A 19,101-nucleotide genomic window follows, 5' to 3' on the forward strand; every position below is an offset into this window, starting at 1 on the left:
GGCGCACCCTACAGTGGAAGGTTCAGTTTTATGGTGCGCACGGCGCACCCTACGGTCCGAATCAGGCTTCTGCGAGCACGACGACGCGTTGCCCGGCGCGCACCGGCGAACCCGGCTGCACGCGGACTTCTGTTACCACGCCGTCACGCGGTGCGAGCAGCGGGATCTCCATCTTCATCGACTCGAGAATCACCAGCACGTCACCGGCTTTCACCGTACTGCCGGCCTCGACTTGCACCTGCCAGAGATTGCCGGCGATATGGCTTTCAACCGAGTGGTGGCCGAGGGCGAGCGGGGCGTCCTCGCTGAGCTGCGGGGCCACTTCCTCACTGTCGAAATGTGCCTGGCCGCTGGCGATCCAGCGTTCCCGTTCGGCATTGAAGGCCGCCTGCTGCTGGCTGCGGAAGGCGCCGATGCTCTCGGCTTCCTCGGCCAGGAAGGCTTGGTAGTCGGCCAGCTTCAGCTCGCTTTGCTCGACCTTCAGGTCATAGCGACCCAGTGGGAAATCGCGGCGGATTTGCAGCAACTCCTCGGCGCCCACCGGGTAGAAACGGATCTGATCGAAGAAGCGCAGCAGCCAAGGTTTGCCATCGAAGGCTGCGACTTCGCGGTAGCGGTTCCACATCTGCAGGGTGCGGCCGACGAACTGGTAACCGCCAGGGCCTTCCATGCCGTACACGCACATATAGGCGCCGCCGATGCCCACCGAGTTCTCCGCCGTCCAGGTGCGCGCCGGGTTGTATTTGGTGGTGACCAGGCGATGCCGTGGGTCCAGCGGCGTGGCGACCGGCGCACCGAGGTAGACATCGCCGAGGCCCATCACCAGATAGCTGGCCTCGAAGACGGTGCGGTAGACCTCTTCAAGGTTCGGCAGGTCGTTGATGCGGCGGATGAACTCCAGGTTGCTCGGGCACCAGGGCGCGTCTTTGCGCACGGTGGTCATGTATTTCTCGATCGCCAGCTGGCAGGCCGGATCGTCCCAGGACAGCGGCAGGTGGACGATGCGCGACGGCACTTGCAGGTCTTGAGCGACGCAGACCGCATCCCATTCGCCGGCGATGATGCCCAGCAGGTCGGCCAGCGACAGGGTTTCCGGCTGGTAGTGCACTTGCAGGGAACGGATGCCGGGGGTGAGGTCGATCACGCCAGTCAGGGCTTTGCTTTCCAGCGCCTGCATCAGCGCATGGCCACGGAAACGCAGCACCAGATCCAGCTCCGGCGCACCGATTTCCACCAGCAGGTGCGTGTCGCCGGATAGGCGCGCGACCAGGCGGGTGTCGGCCGAGCCGATGTCGAGCACGATGGGGGAGGTCAAGTTCCCCTCTCCCACCGGGAGAGGGGTTAGGGGTGAGGGAAACGCCGAATACCGGTCGATGCATCCCTCACCCTCCGCCCTCTCCCGGTGGGAGAGGGGACTATTCGTGCAGGTAGAGAGAGCCGCGCATTCCTGTTTTCTCGCCTTCGCCAACTCCCGCGCGGTGGCGATATCCACCGGCAGAAACCGCACCTTATCCCCGGCCTTGAGTTGCCCAAGCTGCCAGAGATCCGCCTCGATGATCGTCACCGGGCAGACGAAGCCGCCCAGGCTCGGGCCGTCCGGGCCGAGAATCACCGGCATATCGCCAGTGAAGTCGACGGCGCCGATGGCGTAGGGATTGTCGTGAATATTGGAGGGGTGCAGGCCAGCCTCGCCGCCGCTCTCGCGCACCCACTCGGGTTTCGGGCCGATCAGGCGTACGCCGGTGCGGCTGGAGTTGAAGTGCACTTCCCATTGGGTGGCGAAGAAGGTCTCGATGTAGGCCGGGGTGAAGTACTCCGGTGCGCCATGGGGGCCGTAGATCACGCGGATGCTACGCACGGCGGGCAAATCGCTGTGCAGGGCAGGCGGCAGGCTGGCACCGGCTTCGGCATCGCTCAGTTTGTCGATGTGCAGCACATCACCGGCGCGCAGGGCGCGGCCGCCGTGGCCGCCGAACTGACCGAGGGTGAAGGTGCTTTTGCTGCCCAGGTATTCCGGCACCTGGAGGCCGCCGCGCAGGCACAGGTAAGAGCGGGCACCGGCGCCTGCGAGGGTGCCGAGGCTCAGGGTGCTGCCGGCCGGAATGAATAGCGTGGTGTTCAGCGGCTGCGCGTGGCCGTCCAGCGTCAGTGGAATCTCGGCACCGGTCACCACCACCACCGCGTCGGTATTGAAGCGCAGGGTGGGGCCGCTCATGGTGATTTCCAGCGCGGCGGCACCTTCGGCGTTACCCAGCAGGCGATTGCCCAGGCGCAGGGCGCGGTCGTCCATCGGCCCGGAGGGCGGCACGCCGACGGCCCAATAACCGAGGCGGCCGGGGAAGTCTTGCACGGTGGTCTGGGTACCGGCGCCGAGCACTTCAACGGTGTCGGCCTGATAGACCAGCGCTTCCAGGCAGCGCGTCCAGGGATTGCCGCTGGCGAAGGGGGCGTCCTGGAGGATTTGCCGCAGGTAATCGCGGTTGGTCTCCACGCCATACAGCAGGCTGTCGCCGAGCGCGCGGTGCAGCCCGGCGCTGGCTTCATCGCGGGTCGGTGCCCAGGCGATGAGCTTGGCGATCATCGGGTCGAAGTAGGGCGGGATTTCGCAGCCGGCTTCAACCCAGGCGTCGATGCGCAGGGTTTTACCATCGGCCGCGGGGAAGTTCACCGCAGTCAGCAGGCCTGGGCTCGGCTGGAAGTCGCGGCCCGGATCTTCGGCATACAGGCGCGCCTGAATCGCGTGGCCATGGGGCTTCAAGCCTTGCGCCAGTTCGCTCAATGGCGGCAGGTCGCCAGCGGCGAGTTGGATCATCCAGCCGACCAGGTCGACACCCCAGACCTGTTCGGTAACGCCGTGCTCGACCTGCAGACGGGTGTTCACTTCGAGGAAGTAGAACTGGCTCGCCACGCTGTCGTAGACGAATTCGACGGTGCCGGCGCTGCGGTAGTTGACGGCCTTGGCCAGCTTGATCGCCGCAGCGCAAAGCTCCTCGGCCATGCCGGCTGGCAGGTTGGTGGCCGGCGCCTCTTCCAGCACTTTCTGGTTGCGCCGCTGTACCGAGCAGTCGCGTACGCCGAGGGCCAGGACTTCGCCTTGACCGTCGCCGAACACCTGCACTTCCAGATGGCGGGCGCGCTGGATGTACTTCTCGATAAACACCCCGGAGTCGCTGAAGTTGTTCTGCCCCAGGCGCTTCACCGCTTCGAAGGCCTCGCTCAGCTCCTCGGCGGAGCGGCACACGCGCATGCCGATGCCGCCACCGCCGGCGGTGCTTTTCAGCATCACGGGGTAGCCGACCTGTTCGCCGGCCTTGAGCGCGGCGTCGAGGTCTGCCAGCAGCTCGGTGCCTTCCAGCATCGCAACGCCATGCTGTTTGGCCAGGGCGCGGGCGGTGTGCTTGAGGCCGAACATCCGCAGTTGTTCCGGCGTCGGGCCGACAAAGGCGATACCGGCGGCTTCGCAGGCTTCGGCGAACGCGGCGTTCTCCGAGAGGAAGCCGTAACCAGGGTGGATGGCCTGGGCGCCGGACTGCTTCGCCACGGCAAGAATTTTCTCTACCGCAAGGTAGGTGCCGGCGGCCGCGCCTTCGCCGAGGCTGAAGGCTTCGTCGGCCTGCTGGATATGCAGGCTGGCGGCGTCGGCTTGCGAGTAGACGGCCACGCCATTGACCTCAAGCGCGCGCAGGGTACGGAGGATGCGGCAGGCAATGGCGCCGCGGTTGGCGATCAGTAGTTTGCTAAACATGAGGGGCTGCTCATGTGAGGCGGGCCGTCCCGCTGCTATTCGGTCAGCACCACGGTCGTCCGTGGTTGGGATGTTTTACCCCCCTCTCCCACTTGTGGGAGAGGGTTGGGGAGAGGGCGGTTTACTCCGTAGTACGGGTTTCCCTCACCCCCCGCCCTCTCCCAGAGGGAGAGGGGGCCGAGCGGAGCGAGCTGCAACATTGCCCCGAGCGGCTCTGGCATAGCCGGAACAGCCAGCGCCGCAGGTGTTGGGCGATCAGTCCCATAACAGCACCTGCGCCGGTGTCGGGTTGTAGCCGTTGCAGGGGTTGTTCAATTGCGGGCAGTTGGAGATCAGCACCAGCACATCCATATGCGCCACCAGTTCGACGTACTTGCCGGCGGCGGAGATGCCGTCCTCGAAGGTCAGGCCGCCTTCTGGCGTGACCGGTACGTTCATGAAGAAGTTGATGTTGGCGCTGATGTCGGCCTTGTTCAGGCGGCCGTCGTGCAGGCTAGCGCGCAGAAAGTTGTCGCGGCAGCTGTGCATGTAGCGTTTGTCCAGGGCATACCTGACCGTGTTGCTCTCCTGCGCGCAGGCGCCGCCGAGGGTGTCGTGGCTGCCGCAGGTGTCGGCGCTGATGCTCAGCATCGGGTTGCCGAGGTTGGAATACAGCACGCTGCCGGTGCTGAGGTAGACGCGGTTCTGCCTGCGCAGGGTGCGTTGCACGTCATAACGCTCGCGCGGGTTGTCGGCGCTGTAGAACAGCGTGTCGACCGCCTGGTTACCTTCCAGGTCGAGCAGGCGCAGGGTCTGGCCAGCCTTGACCTCGGTCATGAAGGGTTCGCCGGCCGGGATGGTGGCGCGGTACACGGCGGCTTCCAGATGCTTTTCACTGTGGATAAGAGTCATGTCGGCAGCCCTCAGATGTACTGACGTTCGGTGTTGTGGAAGCCGCGACCGTTTTCCGGGCGCGAGGTGCGGCAGAGCACGCTGATGCCGTCGTCGGCGACTTTGCTCCAGTTCAGTTGCACCGGTTTAGGGGCGTACTGCGGGTTCGGGTCCATCGGGTGTTGCAGCGCGGTGAGCACCACCAGGGTGTCCATCGGCGCATACAGCTCGAGGTAGTCGCCGGCCTTGGTGTGGTTGGCTTCGAAGTGGAAGCAGCCGTCGGCATCGACCGTGACCTTGCTGAACAGGTTGAGGGTCATCAGCAGGTCTTGCAGGTTCAGGTTCCACTTGCCCATTTCCACCAACAGGTTGTCCACGCCGTTGCGGAAGTAGCCGTTGCGCAGCTCCTGATAACGACCGGGGCCGTACTTTTCCTCTACCTCCGCGGCGTTCAATACGCCGCCGAAGCTGTCGTGCCAGCCGCAGGTGTCGGCGGTGATGGCGGCCAGTACGCGGCCCATGTCCGAGTACAGGCAATGGCCGGCGCTGAGCTTGGCGGTGTGCTGGCACTTGAGACTGTCCGGCAGGTTCAGCCGTTCGCTTTTCTCCACCGCGTTGAGCAACATCAGGCTGACGTTGGCGCCGCCTTCGAGATCGGTGAGGCGCAGCAGTTGGCCGCGCTTGAGGACGAACGAGGTATGCCCGCCGCCCGGAAGGGTTTCTTGGTAAAGGCTGGATCGCAGCGTGAGGGCAGCACTCATCATCAAGCTCCTTGATAGACAGGTTGCAGGTTGCCGGTGGCAGTCGCCGGCAAGGCTTCGCCGGCGGCGCGCACGGCGCGGCGGTCGGTATTCAGGGGGATGTCGTAGGTGATGCGCGCGCCGTAGGCGTTCGGCGCCTGGGGGTCGTGGCGAACCTTGTCGAACACCAGGATGCGTGTGCCGAGGCTGAAGCCTTCGGCCAGGTCATGGGTGACCATGAACACGGTCAGCTGGGTTTCCTTCCACAGCTCCAGCAGCAGCCCGTGCATGTCCTTGCGGATGCCCGGGTCGAGGGCGCCGAAGGGTTCGTCGAGGAGCAACACGCGCGGCTGCATGATCAGCGCCTGGGCAATTGCCAGGCGTTGTTGCATGCCGCCGGAGAGCTGGCTCGGGTACTTGTCCAGGGCGTGGCCGAGGCCGACTTTGTGCAACAGCGCGGCCGCCTGTTCGCGGACCTCGCCCTTGGCGCTGCCGAACAGCCGGCCGAGCAGCGGCGAACGCGGCAACTCCAGGCCGAGGGCGACGTTGTCCAGCACCGACAGGTGAGGGAACACCGAGTAGCGCTGAAACACCACGCCACGGCTGGCGTCCGGTTCGCCGACCAGCTTCTGGCCGTTCAGCAGAATCTCCCCGAGGCTCGGCGTTTCCTGGCCCAGCAGCAGGCGCAGGAAGGTCGACTTGCCACAGCCGGAGGCGCCGACCAGGGTGCAGAATTCGCCTGCGGCGATGCTCAGATTGAGGCGTTCCAGCACTACCTGATCGTCGTACTGCTGCCACACATTGTTGACCTGAATAAAGCTCATGCCTTGGCTCCTTCGTACCAGGGGAAGGCCAGGCGGGTGAGCTGTTTCAGGCTCAGGTCCATCATCCAGGCGAGCAGGGTGATCCAGGCCACGTACGGCAGGATCACGTCCATCGCCAGGTAGCGCCGAACCAGGAAGACCCGGTAACCGAGGCCATCGGTGGAGGCAATGGCCTCGGCCGCGATCAGAAACAGCCAGGCCGAGCCGAGTACCAGGCGCAGGGAAATCAGCAGGCGTGGCATCAGTTGCGGCAGGACCACCCGCAGGATCAGCGTCCAGGTCGAGGCGCCGAGGGTCTGCGCCTTGATCAGCAACTCCTGTGGAATCTCGCGGGCACGCTGCTCCAGGTCGCGAGCCAGCACTGGGGTGATGCCGATGACGATCAGCACCACCTTGGACAACTCGCCGAGGCCAAAGACGATAAACAGGATCGGCAGGATCGCCAGTGGCGGCACCATCGATAGCACGCTCAGCAACGGCGACAGCGGTGCACTGAACAGCGGCAGGGTGCCGGCGGCGATACCCAGGCACAGACCGAGCAGCGCCGAGACGCCGAGGCCGATGGCCAGGCGTTGCAGGCTGGAGCGGGTGTCCTGCCACATCAGGTAGTCGCCGCTGCGTTTGTCCTCGCTAAAGGCCAGGCGCTTGACCGCATCCGTCATCTGCACCGCGCTGGGCAGTAGTTTGTCGTTGGGGTTTTCCGTCAGCCGTGCGGCAGAGCCCATGAAGTAGGCGAACAGCAGCAGGGCGAACGGCAGCAGTATTAGCAGCAGTCTTCCTGCACGGTCCGGGTGGCGATTGATCAGGCGCATGGTGATCTCTTTCTTTGGGTTCCCGCCTGCGCGGGAATGACGGATCTTCGTCATCCTCGCGAAGGCGAGGACTCAATAAACAAGCCTTACAACTTGCCTTCGGCAGCCAGTTGCACGTAGCCCGGATCGAAGCGCAGCTTGACGTTGCCCTTGTCACCGGTGACGACGTTCCTGGAGAAGCTCATGCCGACTGCGCCCGCGTCTTTCGCGCCTTCGCCGAGCAGGCCGTGGTTGAAGGAAAACGTCGCGACCTTGTCCATGGTCGCCGGCAGTTTCGGGCTGGTGGCGAAGGCCAGTGCGTCCTGGGCGTTGTAGAACAGCTTGGTGGTCGCCAGTTGGGCTTTGAAACCTGCCAGGTCGGTGCCCGAGGCCTTGGCCATGTGCTCAAGCGCCGCGGTTGCGGCCGGGCTGTTGCTGCTCATCAACTGCATGATTTCGAACCAGGCTCCGGTCAGCGCTTTGCCCAGGGCGGGGTTGTCTTTCAGGGTCTGGCTGTTGACCACCATCATGTCCATGATCTCGCCCGGAATCTGGCTGGAGTTGAACACTTCGCTCACGCCCGGCTTGGCATTGATCTCGGCCAGCATCGGGTTCCAGGTGGCGACGGCGTTCACTTCGGCGGTATTGAAGGCGGCGGCGATGTCGGCGTCGGAGGTGTTCACCACTTGCAGGTCTTTCTCGCTCAGCTCGGCCCTTTCCAGACCGCGCGCCAGCAAGTAGTGGGAGACCGACAGCTCGACCAGATTGACCGGCTGCCCCTTGAGGTCGGCCAGAGTCTTGCCTTCGCCCTTGATGACGATGCCGTCGTTGCCGTTAGAGAAGTCGCTGACGATCAACGCCGTGGAATCCACGCCACCCGCAGCCGGGATGGTCAGCGCATCCATATTGGTCATGGTGCAGCCGTCGAACTGGCCGGCGGTGTATTGGTTGATCGATTCGACGTAGTCGTTGAGCTGCACCACGTCGATGGAGATGGCGTACTTCTTCGCCCATTTATCGACGATGCCTTCGGCGGCGGCATATTCCCAGGGCATCCAGCCGGCGTAGAGGGTCCAGCAGACGCTGAATTCATCTTTTGGCTTAGCCTGGGACGTGAGGCTGATGGCGGCAGCGAGGCCAGCGGCGGCTATTGATAACAAACGGCGGGCGAACAGACGGGGCTTACGCATGAGGAACCTCCAGTTCGAGAAAAAGGCGGGCAGGCGCAACGCGGCATGGCGTTCGTCTCCCGGGCTTTTGTCCCGCCGTGTAACCTCAACTGGAGGTCGATAACTCTCGGACCAGCCACTCGCCTGCATTCACATGTCGGCGAGCCGGAACCCTAGTCATCCATTGCAAATTGTAGTGCCGCGAACCCAAGGGTTCAGGTGGCTCCTGCACACCCACTCCTAAGCGAGAGCCGTGCCAAGTCGTGAGAGGCCCGCCAGGTCAGGGCTGTCGGCGGATGCTGGGTTTTTTCGCGGTGGCTTATGCCCGAAAATGAAGCGTTGGGATTCATTTTGGTGCGGTTTTACCCCGCGGTATCTCACGGTTCACGTGCAATTGATCCCCTCCGCTAGCCTCGGGCGGCCTCACGCATAGTCGCGACAACGCTTGCGCTCGCCCTCGTCGTCGTGGCGGCGCGATTTGTTTTAGTAGCGATAATCGCCACGCCACTGCCGATCCATGCCACGCCGCATATCATGACGAAAGTCGTGATGACGATCATCGCGCCGGTCAAAACGGGAGTCGAAGCGATGACCATGATGCCAATCGTGACGAAAGTCTCGATGGTAGTCTGGAGCGCGATAGCGGTAGGGGTTGTAGTAGAGGTAGCCGTCAAAGCGATAACGGTATTCGGGATAGACCCAGCCACCGTAGTAACGCGGGTAGCCATGGTAACGGTTGTCACGGGCGAAGGTCCCGCCCGAGCTGAGAGTCAACCCCAGTAAGGCAATAAGCAGATATCGATAGAGCATGGCGGCCTCCTGGGACCGCGTGAGTAACAAGGCCAACGCATACCGGCCGTTGGAGCACTACGTTAGACCAGTGCGCCATGGCAAAAGTGCCGATCTGACAGCGACCTTCCTTCTTTGCTTACCCCGGCGGGTAGTACGGCACAAGCGCGGTGTCGAGCACTGCGGCAAGCCTGTGGTGTGGCTTGCCGGGGCTTGAAACAACTGGCAACGGAATATGGCCGAACCACGCTCAGCACTCTGTTCGGGCCGACACTGTCAAAGCCAGTGGGAGCGATTGTAGGTACCGGTATTCACTGGTGCCGCCCCTTAGCGGTCGAAGGAGGCCGCCATCATGTTTTGCCGATCTATGCTGCTGGCGGTGCTGAGCCTGTTTCTGGGTGGTTGCGCGGTTTATGACTATGACTATGACTATGACGGTGATCGCAGTTATCCCCGTTATTACAGCGGGGGCCACAACTATGGTGGCTACAACTACGGTGGTGGCTACAACGTACGGCGTCATGACGGTTACCGCAGCCCGCGGTATTACGATTACGGCACTCGACACTACGATACTCAACGCTACGACACTCGGCGTTACGACCATCACCAATATCAGCAACAGCGGTATGTCGCGCCGCAGGGCTATCGGCCTCCAGCACCGCGTTTCTACACGCCAACCAGGCACCCGGACAGACGCGGTTGGGAGCAGGGGGATCGGGGTGGCTATCAGGCGCCGCAGATGCAGGGCCAGAGGCATGATTATCGGCCGGCCAAGCGGGTTGACTCGCCGCGGCGTGAACTTGAGCGTGACCACGATCGAAACCGCGGTCACGACCGTGACCACCGCGACCACCGCGACCACCGCGACCACCGCGACCATGACCGTAGGCAGTGGAATTAGCCGCCGACTGCGGGAAACGCCGCGTCCTCTTTCCTGAGTTGTTCGAGCATGGCCTGTGCCGCGGGGGACAGGCTGTGTCCGGCGCGGCGGACCAGGCCGTAAGCGGAGCGCGGCGGCAACTCGCCCGGTGCCATCGGCACTACATCCAGGCGACCGGCCTCGACGTCTTCGGCGATCACGTCCCAGGGCGCCATGCTCAGCACGTCGCTTTCCGCGACCAGGGCTTTGAGCACCATGAAGTTGTCGCACTGAATCCCCAGCAGTTGCTCGCGGCCACTCAGTTGACGCAGTGCGCTGGCGACTTGCTCAGGCAATTGGGTGCCGGCCAGCGGGTAATCGGCCAGCGCGTGAATGCTCACCTTGGGCTGTTTCAGCAGTGGATGGCCTGGGCGGCAGAACAGCACGCCGGGATGGGTCTGCAAGGGCGAGATGGTCAATTGCGGGTCGTCCTGCAACTCGCGGGTATCGGCCACGAACAATTCGATGGCCTCATTCAGCAGCCGTTCACGCAGGCTGCGCCAATCCTCGATGACCAATTGCACGCGAACCTTGGGATACAGCCGGGCCAGCTGCCCGAGTGCGCGCGGCACCAGGCGCGCGGCGGGGTAGGGGCCGGCGCCCAGGCGCAGCTCGCCCGCTTCGAGGTTACCCAGTTGGTTGACGGCATTTTGCAGGGCGCGGCTAGCCGCCAGCAGGCGTCGGGCATGCTCCAGCACCAGTTGGCCGTAGGCCGTCAGTACGGCGTTACGCGGCCCGCGATCGAGCAGGCGGCAACCGAGGCTGGCCTCCAGTGCCTGAATGCTGCGCGACAGCGCCGGCTGGCTGAGGTTGACCGATTCGGCGGCGCGGGCGAAATGGCCGTGCTCGGCAAGGGCGACGAAGTGACGAAGCTGGCGCAGGTCATTCATGCATAACTCGCATTAAGAGTTGGATAATTTCTCATTGGAATTATCAGTCTGCCTTTGCCAGTCTGCTGGCGTCTATAACAACAGCCGACGAAACCGCCCATGAGCTCCCTAACTCGTTTCAGCAGCCTGTTGCTGGCTGCGGCTTTACCTTTGACTGCCCTGGCCGATCTGCCAGAAGAGCGCATCGAACCCTCGATCAACGCCGAGCTGGCTGAGCACACCAAGGTGTTCAATAAGCAGATCTACCAAGTCGCCGACAACGTCTACTCGGCGGTGGGCTGGAGTATCGCCAACAGCGTGATGATCGTGGCGCCGGAAGGGCTGATCATCGTCGACACCGGCGAGTCGGTGGAGGAGTCGCGTAAGGTCTTCGCCGAGTTCCGCAAGGTCACCGACAAGCCGGTCAAGGCCATCGTCTACACCCACTTCCACCCGGACCATATCAACGGAGTCAAAGGTTTCGTCACCGAAGAGCAGGTGAAAAGCGGCGAGGTGCAGATCTACGCCCACGACACCCTGCTGGAAAACGTGGTGACTCAGGGCGCGCTGGTCGGACCGATTCTCGGTATGCGCTCGGCCTACACCTTTGGGGCCGCGCTGAATGCCGCCGATCGCAAGGACATGAACGGCGGCATCGGCCCGATTGCCATCGGCGGGCCAAGCTCCTTTATCCCGCCGACCATCACCTTCAAACAGCAACTGGACACCACCATTGCCGGCCTCAAGGTGCAGTTCCGTTGGGCGCCGAGTGAGGCGCCGGATGAGATCGTCATGTACCTGCCGGACAACCGCGTGCTGATCAGTGCGGAAGTTGACCAGGGCCCCACCCTGCCAAATATCCACACCCTGCGGGGCACCAAGTTCCGCGATCCGGTGCTGTGGGTTAACAGCCTCGATCTGCTGCGCAGTTTCAACGCCGACTATATGGTGCCGCTGCACGGCCGGCCGGTAACCGGCCAGGACCAGGTCGAAGAGGTGCTGCGCATGACCCGCGACGGCATCGCCTATATCCATGACCAGACCGTGCGCTGGATGAACAAAGGCCTGACCCCGGACGAGTTGGTCGAGAAGGTCAAATTGCCGCCGCACCTGGCCGGCTATGCACCCTACCTGCGCGAGTACTACGGCACGGTCAAACACAGCGTGCGGCAGATCTACCAAGGCTACCTTGGCTGGTTCCAGGGTGACCCGGTGGATCTCGATCCGACCCCGCCGAAAGAAAAAGCTGAGCGTCTGCTCGGCATGCTGGGCGGCCGCGACAAGGTGCTACTGGCGGCTGGCGATGCCTATCTGCAGGGCGACTATCAGTGGGCGGCCGAGTTGGCGAGCTATGCGATTTGTGTCGACCATGAGGACAAGCTGGCGCGCGATATCAAGGCGCGCAGTTTCCGTAAACTCGGCTATGCCCAGATGAACATCAACTGGCGCAACTGGTACCTGATGAGCGCCATGGAGCTGGAGGGCAGCCTGGGCGAAGAGCAGTCGCTGGCGCTGGCCCAGAGCCTGCGTGGCACCTTCCTCTCGCCGGATATGCTGAAGAACCTGCCGGTGAAAATCTTCCTGCAGAACTGGATCACCCGCGTCGACCCGGACCAGGCCAACGATGTGCAGTTGACCCTGGGTTTCAGCTTCCCCGATATCCAGGAAGAGTGGGCACTGGAGGTTCGTCGTGGTGTGGTGCAGTTGCACCAGGGCATTCCGGCAGGCACCGGGCTCAAGCTGACCCTCGACAAGACCTACCTGAATACCGTGATCAGCGGTGAGAACAGCCTGCTCAAGGGGGCCGTGCTGGGTGATGTGAAGGTCGACGGCAGCCTGCTGGAGATCAAGACCTTCCTCGGCTGCTTCGACTTTGCCGACGCACCCATCGCACTGACAGTGCGTTGATCCGGGCGCTCCGGCTCGACGCCCCGCAAGGGCAATGACTGACAACGCGCAACGGCACTGAGGAGGCGTCATGAATCGTCGCGATCTGCTCAAATGGGCCGGGGCACTGTCCGCCGCCAGCCTGGTCAAGCCCGCCGGCAAACTGTGGGTTCCTGACAACCGGAGGTTCGTGCGATGCATCTACTGTCTTTCGCCAAGGGTGCGCTGGCCCTGCTGGCCGGCGGCATGCTAGCGGTCCATGTGCTGGAAGTGGTGCTGCTCAATAATCGCCTGAAGAACCGCCCGCAACCTTAGCTGGAGCGCCTGCAGGTGCTGCTGTTCGGCGTGTCGCACCGGCGCAGTCTGGGTTAACAGCGCGCAGTTTGCAGGACCGGGTGTCGGCCTAGAGGCTCTCGTCCTTGTCGTTGAGCAAGCTCAGGCTGCGCGCCACCGCCAGGGCAATGAACAGCACGCCGACCACCGCTTCGCTGACCGCCAGCAGGCGGGCGGCGGGGCCTATGGCGTGGATATCACCGTAACCCAGGGTGGTCAGGGTCGACAGGCTGAAATAGATGAAGTCATCCAGTTGCAGCGGGCCTTGCGCGCTGTAGAACGCGTCCGGCCAGAAGCCGCCGATGACCTGATAGCCAAAGGCGAAGGCCAGGGCAATTTGCAGGTAGAGCGCGGTCAGGCCGTAGAGCAGTTCGCTGGTGACCGGTCGTTCGTGGGTGACTCGGTGGAACAGGGCGTAAAACAGCGCCAGGTACAGAAAGATCAGGGCCAGGCCATTGCTGATCGGCTCCGGCAGTGTCAGCCAGTTGCCGAAGGCCAGCAGTAACAGGTTGAGCGTGCCCACGATGCCGATCAGCCGCAGGAACACCTGCCGATGGCGCAAGGTATTGAGCCCGGCCAACACCAACAACACTAGGGCACCCACCTCCAGCCATTTAGGTGGCTGTGGCCAGCCCAGGATGACGGTGAGACAGACGCTGCTGGCGAACAACAGGCGCAAGCGGTAGCGCAGCAAAAACCGGTTCAAACAGCACCTCCTCGGCGGAATGCTGAGCAGTCTGGCCAAGGCGGCTGAGGCTGTCCAGGCGCCTGCCGCTTTCGTCGCGGCGCGGTTGATTGCACCGTGCCATTGTCTTTTTCCGGTGCAGCACGCACCATCCGCAGGCTTTCAATTTGACCGCATGGACTAGCCGCAGTGGCGGTACGTTGCGCTGTACCCCGCAGCCGCCGCCCACAGGCTCTGATTGACGATTGCCGGCTCAAGCGTGCTTGTTGCTGAGCGACTTGCAGGCCGACTGGGTTTTTCCCTGACCAGTCGGCGGGCGGAAGTGCTCTAGGGGCCGCTGGGTGAGAGGCGCCGGCGTATCGATGCTTGGCAGCGCCTGCTGGTCAATCATGCGCAGGTCAGCGCGCCAGAAAAGCTGCGGATTACTTATGTCGAAGCCTTGCGCTTGAAGTAAGCGCAGATGGTGCCGAGCTATTACTCCAGCCCCGAGGCCATGCCGCTGGTGCTGGACAACCTGACCAGCGATATCCTGCCGGCCAGCCAGCGCAACGACCTGCTGCCGGTCTATGCCTTCAACGGTGAAGGCCTGTGGCTGCCGGGTACGGGCGGCAACAAGCGGGTCGGCGACAGCAAGCGCTGGTCGCACGGGCAAGACCTGTTGAAGAAAATGCGCACGGAAGGCTTTCCCGCTGAGCCGGTCTACTAAGGGTAGGAGCTGAGATGTCCCTGTTTAAGCAGTTATTGATCGCGATTTGCCTGTTTCTCGTGATCGCCTTCAGCGGCAGCTTTATGGTCAGCCTGGAAAGCTCGCGGACGCAGTACGTCAACCAGTTGCGCTCCCACGCGCAGGATGCCGCCACGGCGTTGGGCCTGTCACTGACTCTGCAGATCGACGATCCGGCGATGGTCGAGCTGATGGTCAGCTCGATTTTCGACAGCGGCTATTTCGCCAGCATCCGCGTGGTCGATCTCGGCACCGGCAAGGTGATGGTCGAGCGCAGTGGGATTGCTGACGAAACTCAGGTGCCGAGCTGGTTCGTGAGTTTGATCGGTCTGCAGCCGGCTGGTGGCGATGCCATCGTCAGCCGTGGTTGGCAGCAGGCGGCGCGGGTCGAGGTGGTCAGTCACCCGATGTTCGCCATCGCCAAGCTCTGGCAAAGCGCCTTGGGTAGCCTCGGCTGGCTGCTGCTCTGTGGGCTGCTCAGCGCCGGTCTGGGCGCGCTGTTGCTGCGCCGGCAGTTGAAACCACTGGATTACATGGTCGAACAGTCCCACGCCATTGCCCGCCGCGAGTTCCTCAGCCTGCCGGAGCTGCCGCGCACGCCGGAATTGCGCCGGCTGGTACAGGCGATGAATCAGATGGTGGAGAAGCTCAAGGCGCTGTTCCAGGAACAGGCCGAGCGCAGCGAAAAATTGCGCGCCGAGGCTTATCAGGACAGCCTGACCGGGCTGGCCAATCGACGCTACTTCGAGATGCAGCTACAGGCGCGGGTGAGTAGCGAGGAGCAGGCCAGCAGTGGCTATCTGTTATTGCTGCGGGTCAATGATCTGGCTGGGCTGAACCAGCGCTTGGGTGGGCAGCGTGCCGATCGCCTGCTGCAGGCGGTAGCCGAGCAATTGCTGCGCCAGTGCGCCAAGTATCCCGAAATCGGCAACCTGATCAGTCGCAACCGGGGTGGTGAGTTCGCCATACTGGCGCCGGGCCTGGTGCGCGAAGAAGCCGAACAGCTGGCGCAGAGCCTGGAACTTGGGCTGTCCAGCTTGCTGGCTACCGGGGCGACGGATGTCCTGCCGGTCGCGCATATTGGCCTGGCCTCGTTCAGTTCCGGCGTTTCAGCGCAAGCCCTGCTGAACCTGGTGGACGAGGCCCTAACCCAAGCGGAAAGCCAACCCGATAAAACCTGGATAGGCCTGGAGCAAAGTTCGGCGCCGAGCATTGGCGATGAACGCCATGCCTGGCACCACTTGCTCGATCAGGCTCTGCAGCGGGGGCGCTTTCGTCTGTTCTTCCAGCCGGTGGTGGACAGTCGCGAACCTCGTCGGGTGCTGCATTACAAGGTGCTGTCACGGCTGCCGGACGAACAGGGCGAAACCATCCCGGCCGGGCGCTTTCTGCCTTGGCTGGAGCGCTTCGGCTGGTCGGCACGCCTCGATCTGTTGATGCTCGAGCAGGTCATCGAACAGCTGGCTGGGCATGATCAGGCGCTGGCGCTCAACCTGTCCGGCGCGACCTTGAATGATGCGCAGGCGCTGAATCGAGTGCTGGATACGCTGCGCCAGCATGCCCATTTGGGCCCGCGGCTGATCCTCGAAGTGGCCGAAGCCCAGTTGCCTGAGCAGGCGCTGCTGGAGCAATTGATCCGGCGTCTGCGCGAGCTTGGTTTCGGACTGAGCCTGCAACACTTCGGTGGGCGCTTCAGCATGATCGGCAATCTGGCGCGACTGGGGCTGGCCTACCTGAAGATCGATGGCAGCTACATCCGCGCGATCGACCAGGAGAGCGAAAAGCGCCTGTTTATCGAGGCGATCCAGCGCGCGGCCCACAGCATCGACCTGCCGCTGATTGCCGAGCAGGTGGAAACCGAAGGTGAGCTGCAGGTGCTGCGGGACATGGGGATTCTGGGCGTTCAGGGTCGGCTGCTCGGCGAGCCGGCGCCCTGGCGTTAAGCCGAGGGCTGCCAGGCTGCCAGGCAAGTGCTCTAAGCCCGCTGTGCTGGCAGTGGTTTTAGCCGCCGCCGGGCAATGTCCGGCTTAGAGCCTGTTTTCAACGGCGCATGGCCGCCGCGCAGCAGATCATGAACAGGCTCTTAGATCACGCCTGCTTCATCGTCGTTGATCAACCGGTTCAGGCCGCCCAGGGTCTCGCGGGCCTGGGTCCGATCGAGCAGCTTGGCTTGGGCGGGGGCAGGTAGGTCGGTAATACGGATGACGCCCTTGGTCATCAGCACCTGGATTAGGTCGTCGAGTACCCGGATCATGTCCAGGTCGCTCTGCTTGAGCTGCAGCAGGCTGGTCTCGACCGCCTGATTGGCATACCAGGCTTGCACCTCCTGGTCGTCCGCGGGCAAGGTTTCCCCCATCTCGGCAAAGGGTGCTGCTTCCACGCGGAGCAGACGGTCTCGCGCATCGCGTTGCACATAGAACATAGCTAACCCCTCCAGGGCCTCACTGGTTGCTAGCCGCTGCGCAGTTGCCGGAGCAGTGCTTGGGCGACAGGTCCATACCTTTAACGCTCCCGCCTGTCCCGGCAACCATTTGCACGGTTACCGGGGCGGTCAGGTGGTCTTTTAGTTGTCGACCTTGACGATCGGATCGGCGCCGGCGATCAGCGAGCTGACGATCTGCGAGGAGGTCGAGCCGTAGCTGGACAAGTCGAGCGCAGCGCCGCCATTTTCCAGCTTGATGCTCGCATCGACACCGCCGGCAAAGTTGCCAGTCGTGCTCACCTCCAGGGTGGAGGTACTGGTGTCGACCCGCAGGTAGTTGAAGATGTTGCTGTCATTCTCGCCCTGCAGCAGGTCGCGCAGATCGATGCGGTCCCCTTCGCCGACATTGAAGTCCGTGATGGTGTCGTTGCCCGTGTCACCTTGGTTCCAGATGAAGAGATCTGCACCGATACCGCCGGTCAACTGGTCATTACCAACGCCGCCACGCAGTACGTCTGAGCCATCATTGCCAAGCAAAATGTCATCACCGGTTCCGCCGATGAGAATGTCATTGCCTATGCCGCCATCGAGCGTGTCGTTGCCGTCCGCGCCGCTGATGTTATCGCTTCCCGCACCGCCGCTGATGTAGTCATTGCCGCCGCCGCCGCTGAAAGTCGAATCCGCGGATCCACCGATAATCGATGTGGCTGTGCTCAGGTCGTCACTGATCACAAGCGTAAGGGTCGGGGCGAAACCGCTGGGTAGCGCCGAGCTGGTGATCAGATAAATCTTGTCAGTTCCCGTTGTGGTCGTTGCAGTGCTCAACAGGGAGGTGTAGGTGCTCAAGTCGTACACACCCTGAGCGTTGGGCGCAATTTCCTGATAGGTGCCGTCGGCACGCACCACGCTGATGGTCGAGCCTGCGGGCAGCTCACTCAGTGTCAAGCTGCTGATGGTCTCTGACGTGCCCACCGTATCCTGGAGCAGGGCATAGATGTCCACCGGGTAGCTATAGCTGAGCAGGCCAGAAGGGTTTGGGTCTACTGCGACGTACTCAATCTGGAAGCCGTTGTTGTTTTGGCCAGCGGAGAACGTGCGACTAGTATCCTGGGCAATCGACAGGCTCTGCATATCGGAACTGATGGAATAGGTCACGTTCGCCGAGGTATTGCCGCCTTGGTTGAACAGGTCGCCGTCGATGTACGACACGGCGGTTGCCTTGGTGATGGTCCCGGTAACGCCGCTGTAGGATACCGACCAGGTGCCGCCCGAATTTACCGTGGCGCTCAGCGTAACGGTACTCGTGGTGCCGCCGTTAAGCACTTCCAAGACCAGGTCGACCTTGAGGTTGGCGGACGAGACGGTAGTCCCTGCCGACGATGTGATCGTCCCGGAAAGGGTGCCGCTGGTAAGGTCGCCAACTTCGAGACCGCTACGGACCAGGACCGTGTCATCGGCCGCGTTCTTGACCTTCAGCGCCAAGTACTGCATCCCGGACGGGAAGGCGATCCCGATCTGGTCCGAGCCTAGGATCCGATTGTCGCCATTGTCACCTGAGGTCTGTACCGACAGCAGGCTGCCCGTCGACCAGTCGAATACCTTGCCGGAGTCTCCCGTGGACAGGGTGATACCGCTCGGGAATGTGTAGTTGGACTGGCCGTCCAGTCCGGAGATGTTGCTGCCGAAATCGATTATGTTGGACACGGGAGTGCCTATCACTACCGAGACAGCGCTGCCCGGGATCGCATCAGCGACCGACGTGATGCTGATGCTGGCTGTGGCGTTGCTAGAGTTGGCACCACTGTTATCGGTGGCGTGGTACTGGAAGCTGGTGTCGCCACTCCAGTCGGCCGTCGGCACGAAATACACTGGGCCGCTCACCACGGTGCCCACCGTCAGCGCGCTGCCGCCCGTGGCGGCGGAGTACAGGCTGCCGTTGGCCGGGGTGCTGTCGATGGTGTAGCTACTGATGCTGCCGTCGATATCACTGCCAGATAGGTTGACTTGGATGCGCGCAGCCGGATCTTCCAACCCGCTGGCGGAGACCGCGTTGGCCACTGGCGCATCGTTGGTGCCGGTGACGGTGATGGTCACGGTGGCCGGTGCGGAGACGGTGCCGTTGTTGTCGGTGGCGGTGTAGGTAAAGGTCACGTTACGGGTGACGCCGACGGCGAGGGCGTCGAAGTCGGTACCGGGATTGAAGCTGTAACTGCCATTGGGGTTAAAGGTGAGGCTGCCGTTACCGGCGCCGGGTCCTGCGACCAGGGCATAGCCATTGGCGTTGATCGTGCCATCGATATCGCTGGCGACCGGCACGCTGCTGTTGAGCAC

15 protein-coding genes, 1 pseudogene and 1 riboswitch are annotated in these 19,101 nt (G+C 63.0%); of the genes and pseudogenes, 5 read left to right on the plus strand and 11 right to left on the minus strand.

What is annotated here, in order from left to right:
* Positions 1-61: 61 nt before the first annotated feature.
* The 7 genes from uca to FFS12_RS15420 all read right to left on the minus strand — a co-directional run bounded on the left by uca (position 62) and on the right by FFS12_RS15420 (position 8,949).
* Positions 62-3,745, minus strand: a complete 3,684-nt coding sequence (gene uca / locus FFS12_RS15390) for an urea carboxylase (RefSeq protein WP_137887962.1) — start codon at positions 3,743-3,745, stop codon at positions 62-64.
* Positions 3,746-4,000: 255 nt separating this feature from the next.
* A complete protein-coding gene (locus FFS12_RS15395) occupies positions 4,001-4,636 on the minus strand; it encodes an urea amidolyase associated protein UAAP2 (RefSeq protein WP_137887963.1) in 636 nt (211 codons plus the stop codon).
* An 11-nt stretch (positions 4,637-4,647) separates the two neighbouring features.
* The gene (locus FFS12_RS15400; protein ID WP_137887966.1) at positions 4,648-5,376 is read right to left on the minus strand and encodes an urea amidolyase associated protein UAAP1; all 729 of its coding nucleotides are present in this window, start codon (positions 5,374-5,376) and stop codon (positions 4,648-4,650) included.
* Between the two features lie 2 nt (positions 5,377-5,378).
* Entirely contained in the window at positions 5,379-6,179 is an 801-nt protein-coding gene (locus tag FFS12_RS15405) for an ABC transporter ATP-binding protein (protein WP_137887968.1), read from the minus strand.
* A complete protein-coding gene (locus FFS12_RS15410; protein ID WP_137887970.1) occupies positions 6,176-6,991 on the minus strand; it encodes an ABC transporter permease in 816 nt (271 codons plus the stop codon). The genes FFS12_RS15405 and FFS12_RS15410 overlap by 4 nt, the downstream gene beginning before the upstream one ends.
* Positions 6,992-7,077: 86 nt before the next feature.
* Positions 7,078-8,160 carry a putative urea ABC transporter substrate-binding protein gene (locus FFS12_RS15415; protein ID WP_372239469.1) on the minus strand — a complete coding sequence of 361 codons (1,083 nt, stop codon included), beginning with the start codon at positions 8,158-8,160 and terminating at the stop codon, positions 7,078-7,080.
* A 54-nt stretch (positions 8,161-8,214) separates the two neighbouring features.
* Positions 8,215-8,327, minus strand: a riboswitch (guanidine-I (ykkC/yxkD leader).
* A gap of 295 nt (positions 8,328-8,622) precedes the next feature.
* Entirely contained in the window at positions 8,623-8,949 is a 327-nt protein-coding gene (locus FFS12_RS15420) for a hypothetical protein (protein ID WP_137887972.1), read from the minus strand.
* Positions 8,950-9,280: 331 nt separating this feature from the next.
* On the opposite strand from FFS12_RS15420, the gene FFS12_RS15425 reads away from it, so the two are divergent.
* Positions 9,281-9,832, plus strand: a complete 552-nt coding sequence (locus tag FFS12_RS15425; protein ID WP_137887974.1) for a hypothetical protein — start codon at positions 9,281-9,283, stop codon at positions 9,830-9,832.
* Here the strand turns inward: FFS12_RS15425 and FFS12_RS15430 are convergent.
* Positions 9,829-10,740: a LysR family transcriptional regulator gene (locus FFS12_RS15430; protein ID WP_137887976.1), complete on the minus strand. Its 912-nt coding sequence runs from the start codon at positions 10,738-10,740 to the stop codon at positions 9,829-9,831. The two genes, FFS12_RS15425 and FFS12_RS15430, sit on opposite strands and share 4 nt — an antisense overlap.
* 99 nt (positions 10,741-10,839) lie before the next feature.
* Here FFS12_RS15430 and FFS12_RS15435 point away from each other — a divergent pair, with 99 nt between their 5' ends.
* The gene (locus tag FFS12_RS15435) at positions 10,840-12,627 is read left to right on the plus strand and encodes an alkyl sulfatase dimerization domain-containing protein (RefSeq protein ID WP_137887978.1); all 1,788 of its coding nucleotides are present in this window, start codon (positions 10,840-10,842) and stop codon (positions 12,625-12,627) included.
* A gap of 70 nt (positions 12,628-12,697) precedes the next feature.
* Positions 12,698-12,859, plus strand: a complete 162-nt coding sequence (locus tag FFS12_RS20490) for a twin-arginine translocation signal domain-containing protein (protein ID WP_137887980.1) — start codon at positions 12,698-12,700, stop codon at positions 12,857-12,859.
* Between the two features lie 150 nt (positions 12,860-13,009).
* On the opposite strand, the gene FFS12_RS15445 is transcribed toward FFS12_RS20490, so the two are convergent.
* A complete protein-coding gene (locus tag FFS12_RS15445; RefSeq protein WP_137887982.1) occupies positions 13,010-13,645 on the minus strand; it encodes a potassium channel family protein in 636 nt (211 codons plus the stop codon).
* Positions 13,646-13,869: 224 nt separating this feature from the next.
* On the opposite strand from FFS12_RS15445, the pseudogene FFS12_RS15450 reads away from it, so the two are divergent.
* A pseudogene (locus FFS12_RS15450) lies at positions 13,870-14,330 on the plus strand (hypothetical protein).
* A 14-nt stretch (positions 14,331-14,344) separates the two neighbouring features.
* Positions 14,345-16,291 (plus strand): cyclic di-GMP receptor LapD, encoded by a 1,947-nt coding sequence (gene lapD, locus FFS12_RS15455; protein ID WP_137887984.1) that lies wholly within the window; start codon positions 14,345-14,347, stop codon positions 16,289-16,291.
* A gap of 140 nt (positions 16,292-16,431) precedes the next feature.
* Here lapD and FFS12_RS15460 read toward each other — a convergent pair whose 3' ends face one another.
* Both FFS12_RS15460 and FFS12_RS15465 read right to left on the minus strand, forming a co-directional pair.
* Positions 16,432-16,770, minus strand: a complete 339-nt coding sequence (locus tag FFS12_RS15460) for a tryptophan synthase subunit beta (RefSeq protein ID WP_137887986.1) — start codon at positions 16,768-16,770, stop codon at positions 16,432-16,434.
* Between the two features lie 141 nt (positions 16,771-16,911).
* A partial coding sequence (locus tag FFS12_RS15465) for a type I secretion C-terminal target domain-containing protein (protein ID WP_137887988.1) occupies positions 16,912-19,101 on the minus strand: 2,190 nt, incomplete at its 5' end.

This window comes from Pseudomonas sp. 2FE (assembly GCF_005503735.1).
Lineage (GTDB): Bacteria > Pseudomonadota > Gammaproteobacteria > Pseudomonadales > Pseudomonadaceae > Aquipseudomonas.

Coding starts and splice junctions, on each gene's coding strand:
- FFS12_RS15430 (WP_137887976.1), bottom strand. CDS start 10,740: ATGAATGACCTGCGCCAGCTTCGTCACTTCGTCGCCCTTGCCGAGCAC.
- FFS12_RS15395 (WP_137887963.1), bottom strand. CDS start 4,636: ATGACTCTTATCCACAGTGAAAAGCATCTGGAAGCCGCCGTGTACCGC.
- FFS12_RS20490 (WP_137887980.1), top strand. CDS start 12,698: ATGAATCGTCGCGATCTGCTCAAATGGGCCGGGGCACTGTCCGCCGCC.
- uca (WP_137887962.1), bottom strand. CDS start 3,745: ATGTTTAGCAAACTACTGATCGCCAACCGCGGCGCCATTGCCTGCCGC.
- lapD (WP_137887984.1), top strand. CDS start 14,345: ATGTCCCTGTTTAAGCAGTTATTGATCGCGATTTGCCTGTTTCTCGTG.
- FFS12_RS15425 (WP_137887974.1), top strand. CDS start 9,281: ATGTTTTGCCGATCTATGCTGCTGGCGGTGCTGAGCCTGTTTCTGGGT.
- FFS12_RS15460 (WP_137887986.1), bottom strand. CDS start 16,770: ATGTTCTATGTGCAACGCGATGCGCGAGACCGTCTGCTCCGCGTGGAA.
- FFS12_RS15435 (WP_137887978.1), top strand. CDS start 10,840: ATGAGCTCCCTAACTCGTTTCAGCAGCCTGTTGCTGGCTGCGGCTTTA.
- FFS12_RS15405 (WP_137887968.1), bottom strand. CDS start 6,179: ATGAGCTTTATTCAGGTCAACAATGTGTGGCAGCAGTACGACGATCAG.
- FFS12_RS15410 (WP_137887970.1), bottom strand. CDS start 6,991: ATGCGCCTGATCAATCGCCACCCGGACCGTGCAGGAAGACTGCTGCTA.
- FFS12_RS15420 (WP_137887972.1), bottom strand. CDS start 8,949: ATGCTCTATCGATATCTGCTTATTGCCTTACTGGGGTTGACTCTCAGC.
- FFS12_RS15415 (WP_372239469.1), bottom strand. CDS start 8,160: ATGCGTAAGCCCCGTCTGTTCGCCCGCCGTTTGTTATCAATAGCCGCC.
- FFS12_RS15400 (WP_137887966.1), bottom strand. CDS start 5,376: ATGAGTGCTGCCCTCACGCTGCGATCCAGCCTTTACCAAGAAACCCTT.